Source organism: Marivirga sp., from assembly GCF_024636815.1.
GTDB lineage: Bacteria > Bacteroidota > Bacteroidia > Cytophagales > Cyclobacteriaceae > Marivirga.
In genome coordinates this window covers 1-23,372 of sequence record NZ_JAGXGF010000165.1, presented here as the reverse complement: position 1 = coordinate 23,372, position 23,372 = coordinate 1, and the positions used below count along the sequence as shown (strand labels likewise).

The following is a 23,372-nucleotide window of genomic DNA, read 5'->3' as shown; positions in this document are numbered from 1 at the left end:
GGAATGGAGAGAGTGGCTTAAGGCATCTGAATATAAGCCGACTGTAAATATTGAAAATCATGATACAATTGGAATGATTGCCTTGGATTTGCATGGTAATTTATCAGGGGCCTGCACCACCAGTGGTATGGCCTATAAAATGCATGGAAGGGTTGGGGATTCTCCAATAATTGGGGCAGGATTATATGTGGATAATGAAGTGGGAGCAGCTGTGGCTACGGGGCATGGAGAAGAAATTATAAGAGTGGTAGGATCTCATTTAGTTGTAGAGCAAATGCGCCATGGGAAATCACCTCAGGATGCCTGCGAAGCCGCTGTTCAACTCATTCTTAAGAAATTTAAACTTAGAGGAGAGGATTACTCCACTACCCAGATAGGTTTTATTGCATTAAATAAAGACGGTGAATATGGTTCTTACAGTCTCCAAAAAGGATTTAATTTTGCTGTTTTAAGTAAAAAAAGCGGAAACAGATTAGTAGATGCCGATTATTTAGTAAAATAATGGGGGAGTATCTCATAAACTGGGATACCTATCACCCATTAAATAATTCTGAGCAGAAGCACAATTTTATACTTCAAACTTCTTACCTCAGGCTCCCAACTACATCTAACTTCTAGTAAAACCTCCCAGTTCTAAAAGCACCAGACAAAGCAACAGGAATTTCTGCCTCAGCTTGAATAACAGTAGCTTTAGCTTTTTGCACACGAGCTAACATTTCCTGCTCAAGTGCTACAGCCATTGCTCTTCTTTTTTCTGCTTTTGCTTTTGCTATATTCAAATCTGCAGAAGCCTGGTCAATTTGAAGGAAAGCTCCAATATTTTTCCCAATATCTATATCGGCTATGTCAATGGATAAAATCTCAAAAGCGGTTCCAGCATCTAAGCCATCTGCTAATACTTTTTTAGAAATGCTTTCAGGATTTTCTAAAACTTCGTAATAGGTTTTAGCTGTTCCTATGCAAGAGATAATTCCTTGACCAACACGGGCTTTTATAGTTTCTTCGCCTGCTCCACCTACTAATCTTTCTAAATTGGTTCTTACTGTAACTCTTGCTTCAGCTACTAACTGAATACCATCTATGGATACTCCTGTGATTGAGGGAACTACAATCATATAAGGAGTAACGGAAACCTGAACGGCTTGTAAAACATCTCTCCCTGCTAAATCTATAGCGGTGGCTTGCTTGAATGATAATTTTAGATTGGCTTTATCTGCCACTATTAAAGCTTTAATGACGTTTGGTAAATTACCATTAGCCAAATAATGTGTTTCCATTTCTTCAGTGGTGACATCCAAAATACCCGCTTTTGTGGCATTAATCATAGAATTAGCGATTAATACAGGGGGTACTTTTCGGAATCGCATAAATACTAATTCTAACAAATTGATTCTTACGCCCGAAAAAATGGCAGTGATCCAAATGTTAATAGGAAATATAAATAAGAAGATCCATAAGCCAACCAAAATGGCAACTAAGAGGATTATAGAATTAAATGCCATTGGATATCAGCTTTGTTTAGTGTGCAGAAAGGTAGTGAATTGCTAGGATATATTATCTTGATTAAATACATTTTATTTTAGCTATTGTATTTAATTATCCCAAAATCTTGGTGCTATATTAAAAATCTAAACCTTTTTAACTTAAACCAAAAATAGTCATCTTCATTTTATATTTTTGAATTCATAAATATCAATCATGCTCGTCAGAAAATCATATCGTACTCAAAAAGCAGGTTCATTCTGTAGATTAAAATTAGTTGAAGAAGAATTATCAAATCCTGATGCACATGAAGTGCAAGTTAAAATTAAAGCGGTTGGATTAAATTTCGCTGATATTTTTGCCATTTTAGGTTTATATAGCGCTACCCCTGAAGGGAGCTTTATTCCTGGTTTGGAGTACTCAGGTGAAATTATAGCTAAAGGAGAAAAAGTTACTGATTTTGAAATAGGAGACCGAGTGATGGGTGTTACTCGCTTTGGAGCTTATACTTCTCATATCAATATTGATGCGGCTTATGTAAATAAAATTCCAGAGAACTGGTCATTTGAAGAGGGGGCCTCATTTTTAGTACAGGCTTTAACTGCTTATTATGGGTTGTTCCATTTGGGAAATTTACAAAAGGGAGATACAGTTTTAATTCATTCTGCAGCAGGTGGGGTAGGCCTTTTAGCAAATAGAATGGCTCTAAAAAAAGGGGCTTATACTATTGGGACAATTGGTTCTGCTGCTAAAATTGATTTACTCAAAAAAGAAGGCTATCATAAATATATTGTTCGATCGAAGCATTTTAAAAAGGATTTGGAACAAGCCTTAGCCGGCCGAGAGTTAAATCTGATTATGGAATGCATAGGAGGGAAGATTTTTAAAATCGGGTATGATATGCTGGCACCCCAAGGACGTGTAATTAATTATGGATCAGCTCGATACGGAGATACTAAAAACTCCCCAAACTGGCCTAGATTGGCATGGTTATACTTAACTCGTCCTAAAATAGACCCTCAGAAAATGATCGAAAGCAATAAGGGTATTTTAGGATTCAACTTAATATGGTTGTATGATCGGAAAGAGTTGATGCAGCAAATATTAAAGGAATTGGAACAACTCAATATGGAAGCTCCTTTTATTGGTCATCGTTTTAAGTTTGAAGAAATGCATAAAGCACTGAAACTATTTCAATCTGGGAAAACAATGGGCAAAGTGGTGCTGACTTTGGATTAAATACAAGACTCTCTTGATTTACTTTCGGACCTGCGGTACTAACCTAAGGGCTCCAGGTCATCCTACATCCATCACCCTACACCCCTCAGTCAACTTTCTTTCTACGCTAACATGTGTACCTAACAACTTAAAAACCTACAAACCTAATCACTTCAATACCTTCTCCTTTACAAATTGCCAAAACTCCTTTCTTTCTTCTGCTGAGGTTAAAAGTGATTTGAAAGTACTTCCAAATGATGGGCGTTCTTTTTTTGCAGGCTTAATATTAGGCATAGGAGCGGGTTCTGGTTTAGGCTGAGGGGCAGCATCAGTTTTTTGCTCCTCAGATTTTTTCATACCAAAATTCTTTGGATCAATTTTTTCTGCATCTTTATAATGCTGTTCTGCTTTTTTATGATTGCCCATTTTACCTAATACCAAGCCTAGATTATTATGAGAAATGGCATCTTCAGGATCGAGTTCTAAAGCTTTTTGATAATCCTTTTTAGCGCCTTCCAAATCATTCATATGATCTTTTATAAAAGCTCTACTAGCATATCTAAAAGGATTTTCGGGTTCCATTTCCACCGTTTTGTTAAAATCAGCCATGGCTTTATCATGCTGCTTTGCCATATAGTAAATAAGTCCCCTTTCTGCAAAAAGCTCTGCACTTTCAGGTTTTAGTTTAATGGCTTTACTTAAATCAGACTGAGCGGCTTGATAGTCTTTTATTTTGAAGTATGCTTTACCTCTTTGATAAAATGCAGCTGGATTTTGATTGTTTTGCGTAATGTATTGAGAATACAAATGTATTCCTTGTTTAAAATCTCCTGTCTGGCAGTAAGAGGATGCACTAGCTAATAAAATATTAATATCTTCCATTAATTTTTTATATCAATTATATGGGTTCTAAAATTAAATTACACAAACATTAGTCATTTTATCTGATTTTCAAATAGTTACCAATGGTTCTGGTGTATTTGCCTAATAGGCTCTAATTAAATTAAAAACAAATCTATTACAGATTATAACTATAGAAAAGCATGCGAGTTTAATAATTCGAAATTTTAACTATTATTTACTGTTATTCTCTATGAAATCTTCAATCCAATCGTAGGTTTTATTATTACTATTAAAAAATTGAAGAATCATAGGTATATGCTTTTTGCCCTCTTGAAGATGATAATTGGGGTCGGGTACTATTTTTCTATACTCTTCCAAAAATCTTTTAGTACTGGAAAGTATCCCAGGCAAGGTATTTCCTCCCATCATAATGAGTAAAGATGGATCATTGTCATCAATAAAGTAAATGGGAGAGTGCTCTTTCCAAATTACAGAATCGTTAGTGAATGTTTTTAAGTAAGAAGTACCTGCAGGATAATTCTTTTTCTTTAAAAAGGTGTACATGTCCAGTCCGGCCGCATCAATTAAAATCGCCCCTTTAATGGGATTTTTTATACCTAATGGTTCAAAGTATTCATCTTTGGTGCTCAGTAGTGCTGCTAAATGGCCTCCTGCAGAGTGGCCAGAAACAAAAATCTGGCTTGAATCACCGCCATATTCGTCTATATTTTCTTTTACCCATTTCACAGACTGAGCCGTTGCCTTTGTCATATCTGAAATAATATATTCCGGACTTAAGGGATAATCAATAATAACTGCCACAATCTCCTTACGGGCTAATCTTTTACCGAAAAAACTATAGAGTTCTTTTTTACCTGAATCCCAACTACCACCATGGATAAAAATGAATACCGGCTTAAGTTCTTCTGACTTTTTAGGCGAAAAAATGTTAAGACTTTTTTCTGGTAAATTCTCATCAAACCCCTCCTTCATATAAGTTATATCTTTACTTTTGGTAACCTTACAGGAAGATAATGATACCATTAAAATGAAGAGTAAGGAAGGAAATGAAATTTTTATTATTTTAGTAGATTTAATCTTTAACATACTATTTTAACTCTTTCGATATTTTTAAGTTTGGCCTTTGTAGATATTCCGTAAAGAGAAAGGTATTATTTTATTTACCATTAGACAGAATGTTATAGGAAAGACTATCTAGGAAAATTATTTTTGATTTTTTAAACAAACATTATGATACAAGCTTGGATGCGAGGTGTTCTATTGATCGCCTCAGTTTATAATATGGCATGGGCAGTTTTTCTTTTCTGGAGTCCCAGTAGTTATTTGAAATGGATGACAGAAGGAGCGCAAAGTCAAAATGAATGGGTGTTTTATCAAGCAATAGGTATTTTAGTGGTGGCCATAATGCTGTTCATGGGTTTTTTAAAACCTCTTAAGTTTAGATGGCTTATTTTAATTTCCTTCCTTGCAAAATTATTCGGGGGTATTGCAGTTTATTTATTAATTATGGATGCCCAATTCACCAAAAAATTTATGTTCCATTTGCTAATGAATGATTTGGTATGGTTAATTCCCTTACTTTCAATTGTTTTGGCCGCATTCAAATCAGAAAAAAGCCGTTGAACTATAATCAGTTGTTCAGAGAAGGTATTTTAATTAAATCGCTTTAAAATTTTATCAAAATGAGATATATCTTATCTATTTTTCTATTCTTTACTTTTGTTGCTTCCATTAATGCTCAGGTAAAAGAGCCGATTTCAGCATCTGAAATTTTACATCAGATGGAAAAATTAAGAAATACAACTCGTGTTTTATACTTGGCAGCACATCCTGATGATGAAAATACTCGATTGATAGCTTATGTTGAAAATGGTAAAAAGTTTGATGCGGCTTACCTATCGCTTACCAGAGGAGATGGTGGTCAAAATGTAATAGGACCAGAGTTAAGAGAAGGTTTAGGATTAATAAGAACTCAAGAATTATTAGCGGCCAGAGAAATAGATGGGGGTAAACAATTCTTTACTCGGGCCAATGATTTTGGATACTCTAAAAACCCTGATGAAACTTTTAATAAATGGGGTAAAGAAGAAGTGTTGTCCGATGTGGTGTGGACTATTCGTAATTTCCAACCAGATATAATTGTAACAAGATTTAATAAAACACTAGGTATTACACATGGTCATCATACCGCTTCTGCAATCTTAGCTCATGAAGCTTTTGATATGGCGGGTGATGAAAGTGCCTTTCCTGAGCAATTGAAATGGACCACGACCTGGCAACCAAAGAAAATCTATTGGAACACTTCTTCATGGTTTTTTAGAAGGAATGAAGATTTTGACAGATCACAATATATTACTGAAAATGCTGGTGGATATTCACCTCTTTTAGGAATTTCCTATACAGAAATGGCCGCACTAAGTAGAAGTAGACATAAATCTCAGGCCTTTGGTACAGCTGGAAGCAGGGGAGATGAGATTGAATATTTTGAATACTGGGATGGACCTGAAAATGAAAAGGAATTGTTTTCCGGACTGGATCATTATTGGGGCAATTTTAAAAATGGTAAAATAATCCAGAAAGCCATAGATAAATTAATTAATGATTTTCAGTTTAAGCAACCAGAATCCTCAATTGATCAACTATTCGTAATTAAAAATCTGATTGAGAAACTTAATGAATCTGCTGTCAAAAAGGATAAATTAAATGCCATAAAAAAGCTAATCCTTAATTGTGCAGGCTTTTATCATCTATTTTATCATGACAATCCTTATGCATCTCCTGGAGATCAAATTAATGTAAATATGGAATTGGTAAATCGATCAACTGTTGATATTCAGGTAGTTGATGCAAATGTAAATTCTCTTGGAGAAGAGTTATCGATTTCGGGTATTTTGGATAATAATCAAGTAAAATTAGAGAGTTTTGCGGTCAGTATTCCAGCTGATTTTACATATTCTAATCCTTATTGGTTAAATGATCCTTCTGCTAATGGACTTTATAAAGTGGAAGATCAAAAATTAATAGGGAAAGCAGAAAATGATCCCGCTATTGTTGCTGGAGTTAATTTGAAAATTAACGGTAATGATCTTTATTTCGAAAGTCCATTAAAATATAAAAGCTCAGACAGAATCAATGGAGAGATTATTCAGCCATTATATATTATCCCACCTCTATCAATAGAATTTGACGAGAAGGTTTCAATTTTTACTACTGGAAGTCAGGAAAAAGAAATTTCTATAAAAATCAAAGCACTTAAAGACGATGTTTCAGGTAGTTTGGAATTGGAATTACCTAAAGGGTGGAAAGCTAAAACGGATGATGGTGATCTATCCTTTGAAAATTTAGTAAGGAATTCCTCCAAAGATTTCAAAATCAAGATTACCTCAGGCGGAGATGAAGGAAAGTTCGATTTAAAAGCCTTTGTTAAAATTAAAGATAAAACTATTGATAAAAGTGTTCAGGAAATCCAATATGATCATATTCCTAATCAAATAATCATAAGAGATGCACAACAAAAATTAGTTTTAGCAGATGTAAAAATCAAAGGTGAAAAAATTGCATATATAGAAGGAGCAGGAGATGCAGTAGACGAAGCATTGATTGCCATGGGATATAAAGTTGATTTTATTGATATAGAAAAAATCAGTTTAGAGGAATTGAAAAAATATGATGCTGTGGTAGCTGGAATTAGGGCATATAATGTGAATCAAGCATTGCAAATACATTATGGTAAATTGAATGAATATATGAATTCTGGTGGTGTTTATATGGTTCAATATAACACAACTTACAGTTTACCTGATACGGATTTCTGGCCATATCCCCTAAATTTATCCAGAGATAGAATAACAGTTGAGGAGGCTACTATGGAATTTGTAAACCCAGAGCATAGGGCTTTAAACTATCCTAATAAAATAACCTCTTTAGATTTTGAAGGATGGGTTCAGGAAAGAGGGCTTTATTTTCCTAATAAATGGGATAAGCAATATGAGCCAATTTTAGTTGGGAATGATCCGGAAGAAATACCTAAAAAAGGAGCTTTATTAATAGCTGATTTTGGAAAAGGAAAATTTGTTTATACCGGCTTAAGTTTTTTTAGAGAACTTCCTGCTGGCGTTCCTGGTGCCTATCGTCTTTTAGCCAATTTATTAGCCCCAAATCCAAAATAATGAACAATTATTCACCCGTTCATCAAAATATTTTGATGGTTGGTCGATTAAATGTTTAAACATGGAAACAAAAAACATACTTTCGTGTTTAATGTATTAACAGTACATAGAAAAGTAAGGGTTACTTAATAAGAATTAATTAAAATATTTAATAAAATGAAATTAGAAGAAGAAATTAAGCAATCGAAGTTTGAAACCGAAAGGCAAAAAGCTATTTTGAATGTTATTTATACTGCTAATTGGATTGGTTCCGTGCAGCATAAGATTTTCAAAAAGCATAAACTTACTTCACCTCAGTATAACGTTTTAAGGATATTAAGAGGGAAATTTCCTGATCCTTTAACTGTTTCCTCTATACAGGAAAGAATGTTGGATAAAATGTCTAACGCTTCACGTTTGGTTGACAAATTAGTTGAAAAAGGCTGGGCAGAGCGTTCAACCTGTATGTATGATAGAAGGCAGGTTGATGTAGTTATTACTACAGCGGGTCAAAAATTATTAAAAGAAATAGAACCTGAATTATTGAATTTCCACAACGAAGAGATGGTTTTAACAGAAGAAGACGCTGAGGCAGTTAATAATGCATTAGATAAGATAAGAGGATAATTTTTTTTATATTGGGTTGTTTTAATCAATGAAAATTAAAATGAGCCTGATAGCTAACATAGGGAGATATTTATTTGCCATACCAATGGTGATTTTCGGGGTATTTCATTTTGTAAACACAAGAACTTTACAAAATGTAGTACCCTCTTTTATTCCAGGCCAAACTTTATGGGTTTATTTAACTGGTGCTGCATTAATAGCGGCAGGAATCAGTATTTTAATTAAAAAACAAGTTCAATTAATATCAAATCTACTTGCTCTAATGCTTTTGGTTTTTGCTTTATTTGTGCATTTACCATTGGCTATAGAGGGAGATCAGCTGGCTTCAAGTTCCTTATTAAAAGATATTGCTTTAGCTGGTGGAGCATTAATTTTAGGGAATTATTTTAAAACAAACTAATCAGAATTTATGAAAATTATCAAACGAATATTAATTGGCTTATTAATTGTTTTGATTGGTTTAGTAGTTATTTATCTTTTAGGGCCTAAAATTGACACCCCATCATTTTCTCAAACCCTTCCTGAAATACCTGCTGATATCCTCACAATAGAAAGTTGGGTTGATGAAAAGGAGAGTGAATTAACTGATATTAAAGCTAATAATCAAGCTCAAATAATTTGGAATGATGAAAAATTTACTCGAACTGAATATGCCGTAGTATATCTTCACGGTTTTGGAGCTAGCCATCAAGAAGGATATCCCGTCCACAGAAATTTAGCGGATAGTTTAAAAGCCAATTTATTTTTAGCTCGACAAAAAGGCCATGGATTATCATCTCAAGAAGCTTTTAAAGGGTTAACGGCAAACTCTTATATGTTGTCTGCCATGGAAGCACTTTCCATTGGGGAACAACTAGGAGATAAGATTATTTTAATAGGTACCTCTACTGGTGGGTCTCAAGCCATATGGTTAGCAGCTCAATTCCCTGATTTAATTGAAGCTCTTGTTTTATATTCTCCTTATATTGCCTTGAAAGACCCTTCTAATGAGAAATTGGTTTTAGGCCCATGGGGAGAGACTTTTACAAAGTGGGTAATGGGTGGAGACGTTAATCATGAAGTTAGACCAGACTCTGTGGCGGCTTACTGGTCTGAATATTATCACATGGATGCTTATTACTCTCTTTTTAGTATGATTCATGAAAGTATGCAGCCGGAGGTTTTTAAAAAGGTAGAATGTCCGGTTTTCATGGCATATTATTATAAGGATGAAGATAATCAGGATCAGGTAGTATCAGTTACAGCCATGAACCAAATGTTCGAACAATTGGCTACAGAAAACAAAAAAGCATTAGCATTTCCAAAAACAGGCAATCATGTCATTGCTTCCGATTTACGTTCCGAGGATTGGATAGGGGTAAGAGATAGTACTTGGAAATTTATTAAATCCTCAGTTTTAAAGTAAATTTTAATTCATTTATCGCTTTTTTAAATCTTTAGCATAATTCTTGTTTATTTGCAGTTTAGATTTAAAAAGTGAATGTTTGTAGCATTTCAATTCAATAAAATTTGAATGAAAAAAATAGATAAATTAATTCTCAAATCATTTATTGGCCCCTTTCTCATCACATTTTTTGTGGTGGTGTTTATTCTATTAACCCAATACATGCTCAAATATTTTGATGACTTTGTGGGCAAGGATTTAGGTTTTGAGGTGTTTACCGAATTAATAGCATATTTCAGTATTAATATGACTCCAATTGCCTTTCCACTGGCAGTATTGTTGTCATCGCTTATGACTTTTGGAAATTTAGGAGAGCATTTTGAATTAACGGCTATAAAGAGTGCTGGTATTTCTCTCGTAAGAGTTCTGAGACCTCTTTTTGTATTCGTGGTTTGTTTGAGTGCATTGGTATACTATTCCAATAATTTTATTGTGCCAAAAGCGAATCTTGAGGCTTACAGTTTACTTTATGATATCAAACAGAAAAAACCTTCAATTGATATAAAGGAAGGGGCATTTTATGGTGGAATACCTGGCTATAGTATAAAAGCGAATAAGAAATACGATGATGATAAATCATTAGGAGATCTTATTATTTACAATCATTCCAAAAAGAAGGGAAATACTGAAATTATCTTAGCTGATTCAGCCTTGATGTATACTATTTTAGGAGATAAATATTTAGTAATGGAGCTTTTCGATGGAAAAAGCTATACTGAAGAAGATGCGACAAAGCCTAATAAACCATCTAATTACGTTAGAAATGTTTTTCAACATAATAAAGTTGTTTTCAGTTTGGCATCTTTCGAAATGGAAAGAACAGATAAAGATTTGTTTTCTTCTAATCGGCTAATGAAAAATGAGCAAGAGTTACGAAATGATGTTGATTCGATGCGTAATGATATAATTGATTCAAAAAGATCTATTTATAGATATACTCCACGCTTTTTCAATATTCACTTGGATGATGTTGATGAAATTAAGCCTCAATCTGTTGAATTATGGGAGAAAATGAGAGCAGATACCACTAAAACAGATGGTTTAGCAGAAGAGAATTCAAGCGATTTGTCAAACGAAAATATTGAAACTAATGCAGCTAAGGTTAATAAAGAGAAATTAGTAACCGCAAAAGGTCTTGTACCGGAGAGGGTAGAAGATGCAAAAAAAGTTAAAATCAAGAATGTTAAAGATATTAAAGCATATGATTCAGCCATAGTTAATAAAGCGGATAGTTTTTTTAACACAATCAATAGAGGAAATCTTTTAAATGTCGTTGACAAGCCTAGATTCGCTAAAAATAGATTGAAAGGAGAAAACAGAAGGATTGAAAATAGGGAATTTGAAAGCAATGTTTACGGTATTGAAGCCAATTCAAAGCTTTCCCAAGCGGTGGCATGTATAGTGATGTTTTTGATTGGCGCACCTTTAGGGGCGATTATTAAAAAAGGAGGCTTAGGTTTTCCTGTTATAGTTTCAATTTTATTTTTTATTGTTTCTTATGTTATCAATACTACCGGGATAAAATTAGGTAGGGCAGGAGATATAAGTAATTTCTGGGCAGTTTGGGCTTCTAATTTTATTTTGCTTCCGTTTGGTTTATTCTTTCTAAGACAAGCCAGAAATGATTCCAGATTATTTGAAACTGACTATTATGCTGTAAAGATTGCTAAAGTTTTCAAATTTTTTAAAAAGGAAAAATAAGCAGTGTTTTTGATCACAAATAATTATACGTATATTTGCGCCTTAAAATATTTTAATAAACGCTAACTATGTATTTAGACACAGAAAAGAAAAAAGAGCTGTTCAAAAATCATGGTCGGTCAAAAGCAGAAAATGATACAGGTTCGGCAGAATCTCAAATTGCGCTTTTCACCTTCCGAATTGGTCATTTAACGCAGCATCTAAAAGTAAACAAGAAAGATCACTCATCAAGAAATGGTCTTTTAAAACTTGTAGGTAAAAGAAGAAGATTGTTAGATTATCTTCATGACAATGAAATTGAAAGATATAGAGCAATTATTGCTGAATTGAATTTAAGAAAATAAATTACTTTTCATTAAAAAGGGAATCTTATGGGTTCCCTTTTTCCATTATTATCACCTCATTACAAATACCACATCTTTTACAGGACGTGTATAGCAAATGCGGAAAATTAACAACAAGACGAGAAAACAGTAAAAAAACTATTATTTATGGCTATACCAAATGCAATTAAAAAAACATTCAACCTACCTGATGGAAGGGAAATAAGCTTAGAAACAGGGAAATTAGCAAAACAAGCAGACGGATCAGTAGAAGTAAGAATGGGTGACACCATGATATTAGCTACCGTTGTTTCCGGTCAAGAAGCAAAAGAAGGAGTTGATTTCCTTCCTATGTCAGTAGATTACCAAGAGAAATTTGCTTCTTCAGGTAAAATTCCTGGCGGTTTCTTAAAAAGAGAAGGGAAACTTTCTGATTATGAAGTTTTAACCTCTAGATTAGTGGACAGAGCTTTACGTCCATTATTCCCATCTGATTACCATTCTGAAACTCAGGTATTTATTCAGTTATTCTCTCTGGGAGAAGATGATTTACCTGACTCATTAGCTGCTTTGGCAGCTTCTGCAGCTTTAACGGCTTCAGATATTCCTTTTGAAGGGCCAATTTCAGAAGTAAGAGTTGCGAGAGTAAACGGTGAATTTATCGCTAATCCTACTGCTAAGCAATTAGCTGAGTCTGATATAGATATGATTATTGCTGCTACCATTGATAACATCATGATGGTAGAAGGTGAAATGAGAGAAATTTCTGAAGCAGAAATGGTAGATGCAATTAATTTTGCACATGAAGCTATTAAGCCTCAGTGTCAAGCACAATTAGATTTAGCTAAAGATGCTGGCAAAACTGAAAAAAGAGAATATAATCACGAAGAAGAACCTAATCCTGAATTAGAAAAAGAAATCTTTGATAAGCACTACCAACAGTATTTTGATGTTGCCGCAAAAGGGTTAGCTGATAAAAAAGAAAGAGGAAGACTTTTTAAAGAGATCAAAGAAAGCTATATCGATGCTATTCCTGAGGAATCTGAAATTAGTGTTTCTTTAGCAAAGAAATATTTGCAAGATACTCAAAAGAAAGCAGTTAGAAACGCTACTTTAGAAACTCGTAACAGACTTGATGGTAGAAAATTGGATGAAATAAGACCAATTTGGAGTGAAGTAGATTATTTACCTTCTGCTCATGGATCAGCGGTTTTTACCAGAGGTGAAACGCAATCAATTACTACTGTAACGCTTGGTACTAAATTAGATGAGCAAATGGTAGATGGAGCAGTTCATTCTGGATATAATAAATTCATCTTACATTATAACTTCCCTGCATTCTCTACAGGTGAAGCAAGACCTAACAGAGGTCCTGGAAGAAGAGAGGTAGGACATGGTAACTTAGCTTTAAGAGCATTGAAGCAAATTTTACCTTCTCCGGAAGAATTACCTTATACTATCCGTATTGTTTCTGATATATTAGAATCAAATGGTTCATCTTCTATGGCAACGGTTTGTGCCGGGTCTTTAGGATTGATGGATGCAGGTATTCCTATTAAAGCGCCAGTATCTGGTATTGCAATGGGATTGATTTCTGATGCAGAAACGGGGAAATATGCTATCCTTTCTGATATTTTAGGAGATGAAGATCACATTGGTGATATGGACTTTAAAGTTACAGGTACTGAAAAAGGTATCACGGCTTGTCAAATGGACATCAAAGTAGATGGACTTTCTTCTGAATTATTGATGGAAGCTTTGAACCAGGCAAAAGCTGGTCGTGACCATATCAGAAATGAAATGTTGAAGACGCTTTCTGCTCCAAGAAAAGATTATAAACCAAATGCTCCAAGAGTTGTTAATATCGAAATCGATAGAGAAATGATTGGTGCGGTAATCGGACCTGGAGGAAAAGTTGTTCAGGAGATTCAAAAAACTACAGGCGCTACTGTTGTAATCGAAGAAACTGAAAAAGGCGGTAAAATCAATGTGTTTGCCGTAAATAAAGATTCTTTAGATCAAGCAGTAAAATGGATCAAAGGTATTGTTGCAAAACCAGAAGTTGGTGAAGTATATGACGGAGTTGTGAAAGCAGTTCAGCCTTATGGAGCATTTGTTGAAATCATGCCAGGAAAAGACGGTCTTTTACATATCTCTGAAATCAAACATGAGAAAATAGAGAATATGGAAGGTGTTTTACAGATAGGAGAGGAAGTGAAAGTGAAGTTGATAGACATCGATAGTAAGACCGGAAAATTAAGATTATCAAGAAAGGCATTATTACCTAAGCCGGAAAAAGAAGAAAAATAATTTCATTTTTAATGAAATATTTACATTTTTGATGTAGAGAGGGAACTGTTTTGTTCCTTCTCTATGTTAAGAGTTCGTTTAAATTTTAACTTAATATTAATTAATGAGACAGCTCAAGATTAGCAAGCAAATCACCAATCGGGAGAGTCAATCCCTCGATAAATATTTACAAGAGATAGGTAAAGTAGATTTGTTGACTCCGGACGAAGAAGTAGATTTAGCAGTTCGGATTAAACAAGGTGACCAACTTGCACTTGAAAAATTGACTAAAGCCAATTTGCGTTTCGTAGTGTCTGTGGCCAAACAATATCAGAATCAAGGTTTATCCTTAGGAGACTTGATTAATGAAGGAAACTTAGGTTTGATCAAGGCAGCACAAAGATTTGACGAAACAAGGGGTTTTAAATTCATTTCTTATGCAGTATGGTGGATCAGACAGTCCATATTGCAAGCATTGGCAGAACAATCGCGTATTGTTCGTCTTCCATTGAACAGAGTAGGATCTTTGAATAAGATATCTAAAACCTTCTCTACCTTGGAGCAAAAGTTTGAAAGAGAGCCATCTCCGGATGAGTTAGCTGAAGTTTTAGAGGTTACTTCTAATGAAGTGGTTGATACCATGAAAATCTCTGGTCGTCACGTATCCATGGATGCACCTTTCGTTCAAGGTGAGGAAAATAGCTTATTGGACGTATTGGAAAATGACGGTGAAGAATCTCCTGATGATGAATTAATGAATGATTCATTAAGAAGAGAGGTGCAAAGAGCTTTATCTACTTTAACTCAAAGAGAAGCAGATGTAATTACACTTTACTTTGGATTAAATGGTGAGCATTCTATGACCTTAGAAGAGATAGGAGAGAAATTCAATTTAACAAGAGAAAGAGTACGACAAATCAAAGAGAAAGCGATCAGAAGGCTTAGACATACTTCCAGAAGTAAAGCCTTGAAGCCTTACTTAGGATAAGATTTGCGTAACAAATGATACATAAAAAGGTCTTTTTTAAGACCTTTTTTTATTTTATTAATTAAATTCACATCTGTTTTAGCAGACGACCGTAACATTATTCAAGAAATTATTGAGCGTTATGACAGAAGAAAAAGTAAATGTATTAATTATAGGTTCAGGTCCAGCAGGATATACAGCTGCTATTTATGCAGCAAGAGCAGGCTTGAAACCCGTTTTATATCAAGGTGGACAACCAGGTGGTCAATTGACCATTACAAATGATGTTGAAAATTATCCCGGATATCCTGATGGGATTAATGGACCACAAATGATGGTTGATTTTCAAAAACAAGCCGAAAGATTTGGAACTGATGTGAGATTTGGTTTGGCAACTAAAGTTGATTTCAGCGGATACCCTCATAAAGTCATTATTGATGATAAACATGAAATCAGTGCAAATGCCGTGATCATTTCCACTGGAGCTTCTGCTAAGTGGCTAGGATTAGAGTCTGAGCAACGATTAAACGGAATGGGTGTTTCTGCCTGTGCAGTTTGTGATGGGTTCTTTTACAAAGGACAGGATGTGGTAGTAGTTGGTGCAGGAGACACTGCAGCTGAAGAAGCTACCTATTTATCCAATATTTGTAATAAAGTAACCATGATCGTGAGACGGGATGAAATGAGAGCTTCTAAAATCATGCAAAGACGTGTAGAAAAAGCTAAAAACATCGAGATTCTTTGGAATACCGAGACTGAAGAAGTTTTAGGTAAAGATGAAGTAGAAGGTGTAAGAGTGGTAAATAACGTTAGTGGCGAGAAAACAGAAATAAAAGCAACTGGTTTCTTTGTGGCCATTGGTCACAAACCAAATACTGAAATCTTTAAAGATTTCCTAGATTTGAATGAAGCTGGGTATATTATCACTAAAAGCGGAAGTACTAAAACAAAAGTAGAAGGTGTTTTTGCTTCAGGTGATGCTCAAGACTTTATATATCGTCAAGCAGTAACAGCCGCAGGAACTGGTTGTATGGCTGCTTTAGATGCGGAAAGATTTTTAGCTGAAAAAGAGGATGAGTTAGAAGAGGAAGAAGTAGCAGAAAAAGCTTAACTTATATTGAAGGAGAGTGAAAACTCTCCTTTTTTATTAAACTAATTAATGTTTATACATCTTATGTAATTGTAATTACATAAGATCTTTTATAATATTATAATATGAAATTAAATATTTTAGCTTTTGCAGCTCACCCTGATGATATTGAATTGTCATGTGCCGGTACTTTGGCCAAGCATGTCGAAATGGGAGAGCATGTTGGAATCATTGATCTGACAGAAGGGGAGATGGGAACTCGCGGAACTCCTAAGCAAAGATTAGATGAAGCTACTGCAAGTGCAGATATTTTAGGCTTGAAAGTCCGTGAAAACCTAGGTTTCGATGATGCTTTTTTTAAAAATGATTTACCGCATCAAAAAGAAATAGTAAAAAAAATCAGACAATATAAACCTGATATTGTTTTGGCTAATGCCATTTCTGATCGACATCCAGACCATGCAAGAGCATCAGGATTGATTTCTGAATCTGTTTTTTTAGCTGGTTTAAAGAAATTTGAAACCAAAGATGACAAAGGGAATAATCAAGATGCCTATAGACCAAAACAAGTATATCACTATATTCAAAGTTTGCCCATAACACCTGATTTTGTTGTAGACGTAAGTGAGCAGTGGGAGAAGAAAATGAAAGCTATTAAAGCTTTTGATTCGCAATTTTATAAGCAGGGTTCTGATGAGCCCGAAACCTATATTTCAAGTCCACAATTCTTGAAAATGATTGAAGCAAGGGCAATGGAATTTGGGCAAATTATTGGAGTTGATTATGCTGAAGGCTTTACTGTAGAAAGGTATTTAGGAGTAAAGGATTTGAATGGGCTGATTTGATTATGAGTTTTCTGTGCAGCGGTTTGACGGTTAAAAACCGTCTAATCGCTAAAAAATCAATTTCAGAATTATCGGTCAGACGGTGTGGAAAAAAAGCTAAAATCGAAGCCGTTAAAATTTTCAATGCTTGAAGATAGAATTGAATGTTATATGTTAAAAACCGTCAGACCGAGAGAAGCTCCGTACTTATGTCATGTCCTAAGTAATTTGACCCTTACAGAGCTGGTTTTTTCTGCTATTAGTTTAGTTACCATAATTTCAACCCTTTGGGATTTTGCTACCATGTGTATGCCTATCATAATAAACTTCAAGTAGAAGTTAAAGAATGTATTATTTTCAAAATGCTCTCCTTTAGAAGATATTTTTGCCCCATCGGGCTAAAATTATGGTAGCAAGAATCAAAAAGGATAGCCTGAGGCCCGTAGGGCTGATATTATTAGTGTCTAACATAATAAATAATTGCATTGATAGAAAATCGTCCAAAACAAACAGTGTGAGGTATCCCATTAAAGAAAGAGGTCTCAACCAATGGAAACAAAGTTTCAATTTTCCATCAATCCTCAGCATCCAAGGCCCTATAAATCTCAAGCAATTCTAAAGCTGTTAATTCCGTATTTTTCTGCAGTCCAATCTCTCGTAATAATTCACTCGATTGCATGATTAATTCCTTTTCAGGATAATGATTATCCCTTAGATAATGAACCAATTTGAGCATTTTAAAACCATTAAACCATTCGAAAAACCGATTTCGAAAGTGGTCTGTGTTTTTTGATTGCGATTTAATTTTTTCCAATTCACTCAATAAATCGGAGGTTTTTAAAAACTCCAATACAACTACTGGGATATTTTCAATAAAGCTTTCACAATCAATTTTTCCTAAAAACTCCTTTATAAGCCTAAAGCTTTCAAAGTCATAGCTTAAATTCAAGTCTTTAGATTGGTTTTGATGTTCCTGCATGGCTCTACCAGTGCCAAAAGGTACTCGGTCTGATATTCTTGCAGAAGGAATCACTTTGGTAGTGGAAATATTATGAAAATTGCCTAATGGAATAATTTTATGAAGAAAATAAAAGTCTTCACCGGCTTTTCGCTGGTTCATGCCGCCTTGTTTTTGATAGACTGAAGAACGGACTGCCATACTGGAACCAATGGTATGAAATGCATAAGGATATCCAGTAAATTTTAATGCCTGGATATAATAGCGCAAATGCAATTCGTATAAAATTATGGCTTCATTAATTTCACCATTATCTAAATAGAGGGGGTGTTCATAATGAATAGAGGCACCTGTGCAATTAGTGTTATTTGAAAAATGCTTTTCTACTTCCTGTAAATAATTTTTTTGACATTGACTATCTGCATCAAAACAAAGAATGACACCATCTTGATTGATCGAATTAAATCTATATGCAGCTTCATCCATTCCGATTTTTCTGGCTAAGCCAACGCCTGCTTTTTTTGAGGGCAAATCAAAAGCTTTAATAATATGAAATGTTAGTTCTGAAGGGGTTTCATTAATAAAGTTATTAATCTCATGGACGGTCTTAATACTTTGGTTTTTTACTTCTTGCCCAACATTTTCAGGATGATTAATCACTAATAAAACTTCGACCGGAAACGCTGTTTTTTCACAAGCAATTAAGGATTTTAAAGTTGAAATTAAATTCTCTTCTTTATAAACAGGAATTACTACACTAACAATAGTACTTTTTGTAATTGGTTCTTTAATAAAACGCTTTGGGTAAGCATATCGCTCGAAATATAAATTAGACATCAAGGAGCCAATCTTTCAATCTTCCATTTTTTTGATTCTGACAAGGTATATTGGATTCGGTCATGTAATCTACTAGGTCTGCCTTGCCAAAATTCAATCATAGTAGGCTTAACAGTATAGCCACCCCAATGCGGAGGTCTTTCAACATCCTTATTTTTATATTTAAGTTCAATTTCCACCAATCGCTTGTCTAAAATTTCTCTATCTTCGATAATCTCACTTTGAGGGGAAACCCATGCACCAATTTGGCTCCCTCTTGGTCGACTTTTAAAATAAGCATCACTAGTAGCTTCATCTACTTTCTTAACTTCTCCTTCAATTCTCACTTGTCGTTCCAATTCAGGCCAGAAAAAATTTAAAGCTACATATGGCGAATTTGCCATTTCCTTACCTTTTGAACTATTATAATTGGTATAAAAAACAAATTGCTCATTCTCAACTCCTTTCAAAAGCACTATTCTCGAAGAGGGTTTGTTTCCTACAATAGTGGATAAAGTCATGGCGTTGGGTTCCATAATCTCCGCATTAATAGCCATATCAAACCAGCTTAAAAACTGATCAACAGGGTTTGCATCAACTTCTGTGGCTTGTAAGCTAAGGGCTGTATATTCGTTTCTGATGTCTGCTATGGATTGCTTCATTTATTTTTTTGAGAATTCTCTTTAAATTATTAGCGGTTTAATTAATTTAAAATTATTATTGTTTCGAGTTGTTTCCAATTATTGAATGATAAATAGTTAAATTATTTTTCTAAATGAAGTTAAGGGTTGATTTAAAAGCAGACAGCAGTCAGGAATGGATTGATACCGTAATGACTGATTTTGATAGTTTTTTGCAAGACCATGCAAATTGTGAACGGAAAGCCTCCGGAATGGCCATGAGTTTTGTAGCTAAATTCCCTGACAGATTAGAAATTATTCCGGAACTGATTAATACAGCAGTTGAGGAATTAGAACATTTTCGTGATGTTTATGCTATTATGCAATCCAAAGGAATACAATTACCTCATAAAATTGAAAAGGATTTTTATGTGGACGATTTAATTAAAATTTGTCGTTCAGGTAGAGAAGATAGATTCATGGATCGTTTATTATTAGCTTCATTGGTGGAAACAAGAGGAGCAGAGCGTTTTAGAATGGTTTATGAGGCTTTACCGGAAGGAGAATTGCGAAAATTTTACCATAGATTGTGGGCTTCGGAAGCCAGGCATGGTGAAATTTTTGTAGATATGGCACTTCATTATTTTGATAAGGAAGAAGTATATAATAGATTAGATGAAATGAGCGAGGCAGAAGCTGAAATCCTCAAGGCATTACCTTTAAAAGCAGCTCTTCATTAGATGGAGTTTTTTGAATTTAAAAATATCGAACAACCACAAAAGGGGGATTTATTACTCTCTGAACCTTTTCTGCCTGATCAAAATTTTGATAGGACAGTGATTTTATTGTGCGAACACAATGAGGAAGGCTCCTTTGGATTTGTATTGAATAAATTATCCATTTTAAAAGTAGATGAGGTATTACAGCAAATCGGAACTTTCGAAGCAAATTTATACGTAGGTGGTCCCGTACAACAAAATACATTACACTTCATCCACAATATAGAAGAATTAAAAGAGGGTGGACAAAAAATCACCGATGGACTTTTTTGGGGCGGTAATTTTGAGACATTGCAGAGTTTGATGCAACAAGGGCAACTTAATAAAGAAAAGTCACGCTTTTTTGTAGGCTATAGTGGTTGGTCAGAAAATCAATTGCAAGAAGAGATAGATCATAATAGTTGGATTATAGCTCGTGGGGTGCATCCTTCTTATATATTTAGTAGTCCACCTGAAACGCTTTGGAAAAATATTTTGGAGAAAATGGGAGGTAGGTTTAAGATTTATGCCAACTATCCATCGGATCCCAACCTTAATTGATTGAAACTTTTCACATTTTTTAATTAATATTGTACCCTAGTACAGAGAAAGCAAAATTATTATGATAGACGAAAAAGGTACTTCTGAAAATCCTAAGGAAAATAATTCCGAATTGGATAATGAGAAGGAGAATGTGGAATCCACATCAGAAAATCAAGTAGAAAATTCCACCTCAGAGCAAGTAGAAGAATCAACTGAAGGACAAGTTGAAGATTCAGCCTTAGAACAAAAGGAGGAAAAGACAACAGATGATGCTCCTGCTGAGGATAATCAGACTAAAGCTTCTGATGACTCCACACATGAACAAGAACAGGATGATCATGACGAACACCATGATGAAGATGAGGAATTACCTGATTATTCTGAGTTCACCAAAGAGCAACTAGTGGAAGCTATCAAAGAAATTTCTAAAAGTGATAATTTCAAGCAAGTAGATCGTATTATCAATGAAATAAAACCTGTTTTTGATGAAATTTATGAAAAGGAGAAAAAAGAAGCTTTAGATAAATTTTTGGCAGATGGGGGAGAAGAAGCTGATTTTGCTATGAAGCATGATGAGCTGAATGAGCGATTTGATGCAAACTTTCAATTATATCGAGATAGAAGAAAAAAACATTATAGAGAACTCGAACATCAAAAAGACGAGAATCTCAAAACTAAAATAGAGATCTTGGATAGATTGCGGGATTTGGTAGATGGAGAAGAAACCATTACTGGACTTAACGTGATCAAAGAAATACAAAAAGAGTGGAAATCGGTTGGTCCTGTTCCAGGTAATCAATCTAAAACGCTTTGGGCTAATTATAATGCTCTTTTAGATCGTTATTACGATCAAAGAAGTATTTTATTTGAATTAAAAGAATTAGATAGAAAGAAGAACTTAGAAGCAAAGATTGAACTTTGCGTAAAAGCAGAGGATTTAGCTCAATCAGAAGACGTGCCTTATGCAATTAAGCATTTGAATGATTTGCACGAAGAATATAAGCATATCGGACCTGTACCTAAGGAAGAGCAAGAGCCACTTTGGCAGAGGTTTAAAGCTGCTTCTGATGCTATTTATGAAAAGCGTAAGGAGTTTGTTAAGAACTTAAAAGAAATTCAAACTGAAAATCTCGAAAAGAAAGAAGAGATTATTGAAAAGTTAAAACCGTTTTTAGATTTCGATTCAGATAGAATTAAAGAATGGAATACTAAGACTAAAGAGATTTTAGCTATTCAGAAGGATTGGGAAGCTACAGGACAAGTTCCAAAAGAAAATGCTAAAGAAATCAATAAGAATTTCTGGGGTAATTTTAAGCAGTTTTTTGCTAATAAGCATGAATTCTTCAAGCGTCTGGACAGTATGCGTGAAGAAAACTTGAAGAAAAAGCAGGAATTTGTAGAGAAAGCAAAGGAGTTATCTGAAAGCACAGAATGGAATAAAACCGCTGATCAATTAAAAGGATTACAAAGACAATGGAAAGAAGTTGGACCTGTGCCTGAGAAGTTCAGAGAGAGTATATATAAAGAATTTAAAGCCGCTTGTGATAAGTTCTTCGAAAATAAAAGAGCAGGGTCTAAAGACGCTCAAAAAGAGTTTGAAGAGAATTTGAAGGCTAAAGAGGATATCATTTCACAAATCAACGGTCTAGAGCCAGGTGATCTGGATCAATTGGATGCTTATGAACAAGCCTATGGTAAAATAGGATTTGTGCCTAAAGAAGCTATTCAGAAAGTTAAAGAAGACTTTTCTAATTCCATTCAAAATTTCATTGATAAATCTGAAGACGTTCTCAATGATGAACAGAAAGAAAAAGTGAAGTTGATGGCTCAGATTACTAAAATAATGGCAGGACCAAATTCTGATCGCAAGCTAAATCAAAAAGAGAATTCCTTAAGAAAAAAGATAGGAGACTTGCAGAATGACATTGTGACCTGGAAAAATAACATGGAGTTTTTTGCTTCTTCTAAGACCGCAGACAAATTGAAAAAAGAATTTGAAGAAAAAATTGAGGACGCAGAGAAAGAAATCTCTCTGTTAAAGAAGCAGTTACGTATAGTCCGCTCTATTGATTAAGAATTTCTTTAATATTTTTATGATAATGGGTTTGGATTAACAAAAACAGCCTTTATATTTGCATCCGAATTCAGGGATAACAAAAGGTTAAAAACTGAAAAAAGCGTTTAGAATCCATTCTAAATATATTTTAAGCCTCCTTAGCTCAGATGGTAGAGCAACTGACTTGTAATCAGTAGGTCGTTGGTTCGATCCCGACAGGAGGCTCTCTTACACTTAAAAACCCCGCTTTAATTTATTTAGAGCGGGGTTTTTCTTTTTGGGTCAAACATAGATTCAGTAATTATCAAAATTTAATGGTGTGTACCGACTTAAATAAACTTTTTATCATAGTTTACTTTAAGCTTAAATGAAAAACTAATCAACTATGATTATTATATCTGTGTGTGGTTTAGTTTGATATTTCATAGCGATAACAAGAGATTTTTTTAATAAAAATTTCGATATACTTTCTCCCCTGATTTTATATTTAAATTTATTTTGCTTCAATGCTGTCCTAAATAATTCAAAATAGAGAGAAAAACCTAATCCTAGTTAAGTTTAGTCCATTTTTAGCCGTATTCAGGAAAAAGAACCCCCTGTATGCCTTGATTTTTTGTTTTAGGTGGATCATCAAAAGGTTTGTC

The 23,372-nt window shown here is 34.3% G+C and carries 21 protein-coding genes and 1 tRNA gene; 17 read left to right on the top strand and 5 right to left on the bottom strand.

Going from position 1 to position 23,372, the window contains the following annotated elements; all coding sequences use genetic code 11:
* The coding region (locus tag Q0L29_RS12300; protein WP_296622060.1) for an isoaspartyl peptidase/L-asparaginase at positions 1 to 502 on the top strand (502 nt) is incomplete at its 5' end.
* A 112-nt stretch (positions 503 to 614) separates the two neighbouring features.
* Here Q0L29_RS12300 and floA read toward each other — a convergent pair.
* Positions 615 to 1,502, bottom strand: a complete 888-nt coding sequence (gene floA, locus Q0L29_RS12295) for a flotillin-like protein FloA (RefSeq protein WP_296622058.1) — start codon at positions 1,500 to 1,502, stop codon at positions 615 to 617.
* Positions 1,503 to 1,698: 196 nt separating this feature from the next.
* On the opposite strand from floA, the gene Q0L29_RS12290 reads away from it, so the two are divergent.
* Positions 1,699 to 2,721 carry a medium chain dehydrogenase/reductase family protein gene (locus Q0L29_RS12290; protein ID WP_296622056.1) on the top strand — a complete coding sequence of 341 codons (1,023 nt, stop codon included), beginning with the start codon at positions 1,699 to 1,701 and terminating at the stop codon, positions 2,719 to 2,721.
* A gap of 147 nt (positions 2,722 to 2,868) precedes the next feature.
* On the opposite strand, the gene Q0L29_RS12285 is transcribed toward Q0L29_RS12290, so the two are convergent.
* Together Q0L29_RS12285 and Q0L29_RS12280 are read right to left on the bottom strand one after the other, a co-directional pair.
* Entirely contained in the window at positions 2,869 to 3,582 is a 714-nt protein-coding gene (locus tag Q0L29_RS12285) for a tetratricopeptide repeat protein (RefSeq protein WP_296622055.1), read from the bottom strand.
* A 192-nt stretch (positions 3,583 to 3,774) separates the two neighbouring features.
* Positions 3,775 to 4,650, bottom strand: coding sequence for an alpha/beta hydrolase (locus Q0L29_RS12280; RefSeq protein ID WP_296622053.1), 876 nt, complete (start codon positions 4,648 to 4,650; stop codon positions 3,775 to 3,777).
* Between the two features lie 144 nt (positions 4,651 to 4,794).
* Between Q0L29_RS12280 and Q0L29_RS12275 the strand changes: the two genes are divergently transcribed.
* The 11 genes from Q0L29_RS12275 (at position 4,795) to bshB1 (ending at position 16,998) form a co-directional block, all read left to right on the top strand.
* Positions 4,795 to 5,187, top strand: a complete 393-nt coding sequence (locus Q0L29_RS12275; RefSeq protein WP_296622051.1) for a hypothetical protein — start codon at positions 4,795 to 4,797, stop codon at positions 5,185 to 5,187.
* Positions 5,188 to 5,246: 59 nt separating this feature from the next.
* The gene (locus Q0L29_RS12270; RefSeq protein ID WP_296622050.1) at positions 5,247 to 7,733 is read left to right on the top strand and encodes a PIG-L family deacetylase; all 2,487 of its coding nucleotides are present in this window, start codon (positions 5,247 to 5,249) and stop codon (positions 7,731 to 7,733) included.
* 156 nt (positions 7,734 to 7,889) lie between these two features.
* The gene (locus tag Q0L29_RS12265) at positions 7,890 to 8,339 is read left to right on the top strand and encodes a MarR family winged helix-turn-helix transcriptional regulator (RefSeq protein WP_296622048.1); all 450 of its coding nucleotides are present in this window, start codon (positions 7,890 to 7,892) and stop codon (positions 8,337 to 8,339) included.
* Positions 8,340 to 8,367: 28 nt separating this feature from the next.
* Positions 8,368 to 8,739 (top strand): DoxX family protein, encoded by a 372-nt coding sequence (locus Q0L29_RS12260; RefSeq protein WP_296622047.1) that lies wholly within the window; start codon positions 8,368 to 8,370, stop codon positions 8,737 to 8,739.
* A gap of 9 nt (positions 8,740 to 8,748) precedes the next feature.
* Positions 8,749 to 9,744 (top strand): alpha/beta hydrolase, encoded by a 996-nt coding sequence (locus tag Q0L29_RS12255; protein WP_296622045.1) that lies wholly within the window; start codon positions 8,749 to 8,751, stop codon positions 9,742 to 9,744.
* Positions 9,745 to 9,852: 108 nt separating this feature from the next.
* Entirely contained in the window at positions 9,853 to 11,484 is a 1,632-nt protein-coding gene (locus Q0L29_RS12250) for an LptF/LptG family permease (protein WP_296622044.1), read from the top strand.
* A gap of 68 nt (positions 11,485 to 11,552) precedes the next feature.
* Positions 11,553 to 11,828: a 30S ribosomal protein S15 gene (gene rpsO / locus Q0L29_RS12245; RefSeq protein ID WP_296622042.1), complete on the top strand. Its 276-nt coding sequence runs from the start codon at positions 11,553 to 11,555 to the stop codon at positions 11,826 to 11,828.
* Between the two features lie 147 nt (positions 11,829 to 11,975).
* A complete protein-coding gene (gene pnp / locus Q0L29_RS12240) occupies positions 11,976 to 14,117 on the top strand; it encodes a polyribonucleotide nucleotidyltransferase (protein ID WP_296622040.1) in 2,142 nt (713 codons plus the stop codon).
* A gap of 103 nt (positions 14,118 to 14,220) precedes the next feature.
* A complete protein-coding gene (locus Q0L29_RS12235) occupies positions 14,221 to 15,084 on the top strand; it encodes an RNA polymerase sigma factor RpoD/SigA (RefSeq protein ID WP_013452378.1) in 864 nt (287 codons plus the stop codon).
* A gap of 121 nt (positions 15,085 to 15,205) precedes the next feature.
* Positions 15,206 to 16,174 carry a thioredoxin-disulfide reductase gene (gene trxB, locus Q0L29_RS12230; protein ID WP_296622036.1) on the top strand — a complete coding sequence of 323 codons (969 nt, stop codon included), beginning with the start codon at positions 15,206 to 15,208 and terminating at the stop codon, positions 16,172 to 16,174.
* A 104-nt stretch (positions 16,175 to 16,278) separates the two neighbouring features.
* Positions 16,279 to 16,998, top strand: coding sequence for a bacillithiol biosynthesis deacetylase BshB1 (bshB1, locus tag Q0L29_RS12225; RefSeq protein ID WP_296622034.1), 720 nt, complete (start codon positions 16,279 to 16,281; stop codon positions 16,996 to 16,998).
* A gap of 553 nt (positions 16,999 to 17,551) precedes the next feature.
* Here bshB1 and Q0L29_RS12220 read toward each other — a convergent pair.
* Both Q0L29_RS12220 and pdxH read right to left on the bottom strand, forming a co-directional pair.
* Positions 17,552 to 18,772, bottom strand: coding sequence for a glycosyltransferase (locus Q0L29_RS12220; RefSeq protein ID WP_296622032.1), 1,221 nt, complete (start codon positions 18,770 to 18,772; stop codon positions 17,552 to 17,554).
* Complete coding sequence (gene pdxH, locus Q0L29_RS12215) at positions 18,772 to 19,413, bottom strand: pyridoxamine 5'-phosphate oxidase (RefSeq protein ID WP_296622030.1); 642 nt, start codon at positions 19,411 to 19,413, stop codon at positions 18,772 to 18,774. The genes Q0L29_RS12220 and pdxH overlap by 1 nt, the downstream gene beginning before the upstream one ends.
* 113 nt (positions 19,414 to 19,526) lie before the next feature.
* Here pdxH and Q0L29_RS12210 point away from each other — a divergent pair, with 113 nt between their 5' ends.
* The 4 genes from Q0L29_RS12210 to Q0L29_RS12195 all read left to right on the top strand — a co-directional run bounded on the left by Q0L29_RS12210 (position 19,527) and on the right by Q0L29_RS12195 (position 22,953).
* Entirely contained in the window at positions 19,527 to 20,111 is a 585-nt protein-coding gene (locus Q0L29_RS12210; RefSeq protein WP_296622028.1) for a tRNA-(ms[2]io[6]A)-hydroxylase, read from the top strand.
* The gene (locus Q0L29_RS12205; RefSeq protein ID WP_296622027.1) at positions 20,112 to 20,690 is read left to right on the top strand and encodes a YqgE/AlgH family protein; all 579 of its coding nucleotides are present in this window, start codon (positions 20,112 to 20,114) and stop codon (positions 20,688 to 20,690) included. It begins immediately after the preceding gene.
* A 61-nt stretch (positions 20,691 to 20,751) separates the two neighbouring features.
* Positions 20,752 to 22,746 carry a DUF349 domain-containing protein gene (locus Q0L29_RS12200; RefSeq protein ID WP_296622025.1) on the top strand — a complete coding sequence of 665 codons (1,995 nt, stop codon included), beginning with the start codon at positions 20,752 to 20,754 and terminating at the stop codon, positions 22,744 to 22,746.
* Positions 22,747 to 22,880: 134 nt separating this feature from the next.
* Positions 22,881 to 22,953 (top strand) — tRNA-Thr (locus tag Q0L29_RS12195).
* The last annotated feature ends 419 nt before the right edge of the window (positions 22,954 to 23,372 follow it).

Excerpts from the sequence above, each read along its gene's own strand:
- bshB1 (WP_296622034.1), top strand. The coding sequence starts at position 16,279 with ATGAAATTAAATATTTTAGCTTTTGCAGCTCACCCTGATGATATTGAA.
- rpsO (WP_296622042.1), top strand. The coding sequence starts at position 11,553 with ATGTATTTAGACACAGAAAAGAAAAAAGAGCTGTTCAAAAATCATGGT.
- Q0L29_RS12200 (WP_296622025.1), top strand. The coding sequence starts at position 20,752 with ATGATAGACGAAAAAGGTACTTCTGAAAATCCTAAGGAAAATAATTCC.
- trxB (WP_296622036.1), top strand. The coding sequence starts at position 15,206 with ATGACAGAAGAAAAAGTAAATGTATTAATTATAGGTTCAGGTCCAGCA.
- pdxH (WP_296622030.1), bottom strand. The coding sequence starts at position 19,413 with ATGAAGCAATCCATAGCAGACATCAGAAACGAATATACAGCCCTTAGC.
- Q0L29_RS12275 (WP_296622051.1), top strand. The coding sequence starts at position 4,795 with ATGATACAAGCTTGGATGCGAGGTGTTCTATTGATCGCCTCAGTTTAT.
- Q0L29_RS12220 (WP_296622032.1), bottom strand. The coding sequence starts at position 18,772 with ATGTCTAATTTATATTTCGAGCGATATGCTTACCCAAAGCGTTTTATT.
- Q0L29_RS12250 (WP_296622044.1), top strand. The coding sequence starts at position 9,853 with ATGAAAAAAATAGATAAATTAATTCTCAAATCATTTATTGGCCCCTTT.
- Q0L29_RS12205 (WP_296622027.1), top strand. The coding sequence starts at position 20,112 with ATGGAGTTTTTTGAATTTAAAAATATCGAACAACCACAAAAGGGGGAT.
- Q0L29_RS12290 (WP_296622056.1), top strand. The coding sequence starts at position 1,699 with ATGCTCGTCAGAAAATCATATCGTACTCAAAAAGCAGGTTCATTCTGT.
- Q0L29_RS12265 (WP_296622048.1), top strand. The coding sequence starts at position 7,890 with ATGAAATTAGAAGAAGAAATTAAGCAATCGAAGTTTGAAACCGAAAGG.
- Q0L29_RS12260 (WP_296622047.1), top strand. The coding sequence starts at position 8,368 with ATGAAAATTAAAATGAGCCTGATAGCTAACATAGGGAGATATTTATTT.
- Q0L29_RS12270 (WP_296622050.1), top strand. The coding sequence starts at position 5,247 with ATGAGATATATCTTATCTATTTTTCTATTCTTTACTTTTGTTGCTTCC.
- Q0L29_RS12285 (WP_296622055.1), bottom strand. The coding sequence starts at position 3,582 with ATGGAAGATATTAATATTTTATTAGCTAGTGCATCCTCTTACTGCCAG.
- pnp (WP_296622040.1), top strand. The coding sequence starts at position 11,976 with ATGGCTATACCAAATGCAATTAAAAAAACATTCAACCTACCTGATGGA.
- Q0L29_RS12280 (WP_296622053.1), bottom strand. The coding sequence starts at position 4,650 with ATGTTAAAGATTAAATCTACTAAAATAATAAAAATTTCATTTCCTTCC.
- Q0L29_RS12210 (WP_296622028.1), top strand. The coding sequence starts at position 19,527 with ATGAAGTTAAGGGTTGATTTAAAAGCAGACAGCAGTCAGGAATGGATT.
- Q0L29_RS12235 (WP_013452378.1), top strand. The coding sequence starts at position 14,221 with ATGAGACAGCTCAAGATTAGCAAGCAAATCACCAATCGGGAGAGTCAA.
- floA (WP_296622058.1), bottom strand. The coding sequence starts at position 1,502 with ATGGCATTTAATTCTATAATCCTCTTAGTTGCCATTTTGGTTGGCTTA.
- Q0L29_RS12255 (WP_296622045.1), top strand. The coding sequence starts at position 8,749 with ATGAAAATTATCAAACGAATATTAATTGGCTTATTAATTGTTTTGATT.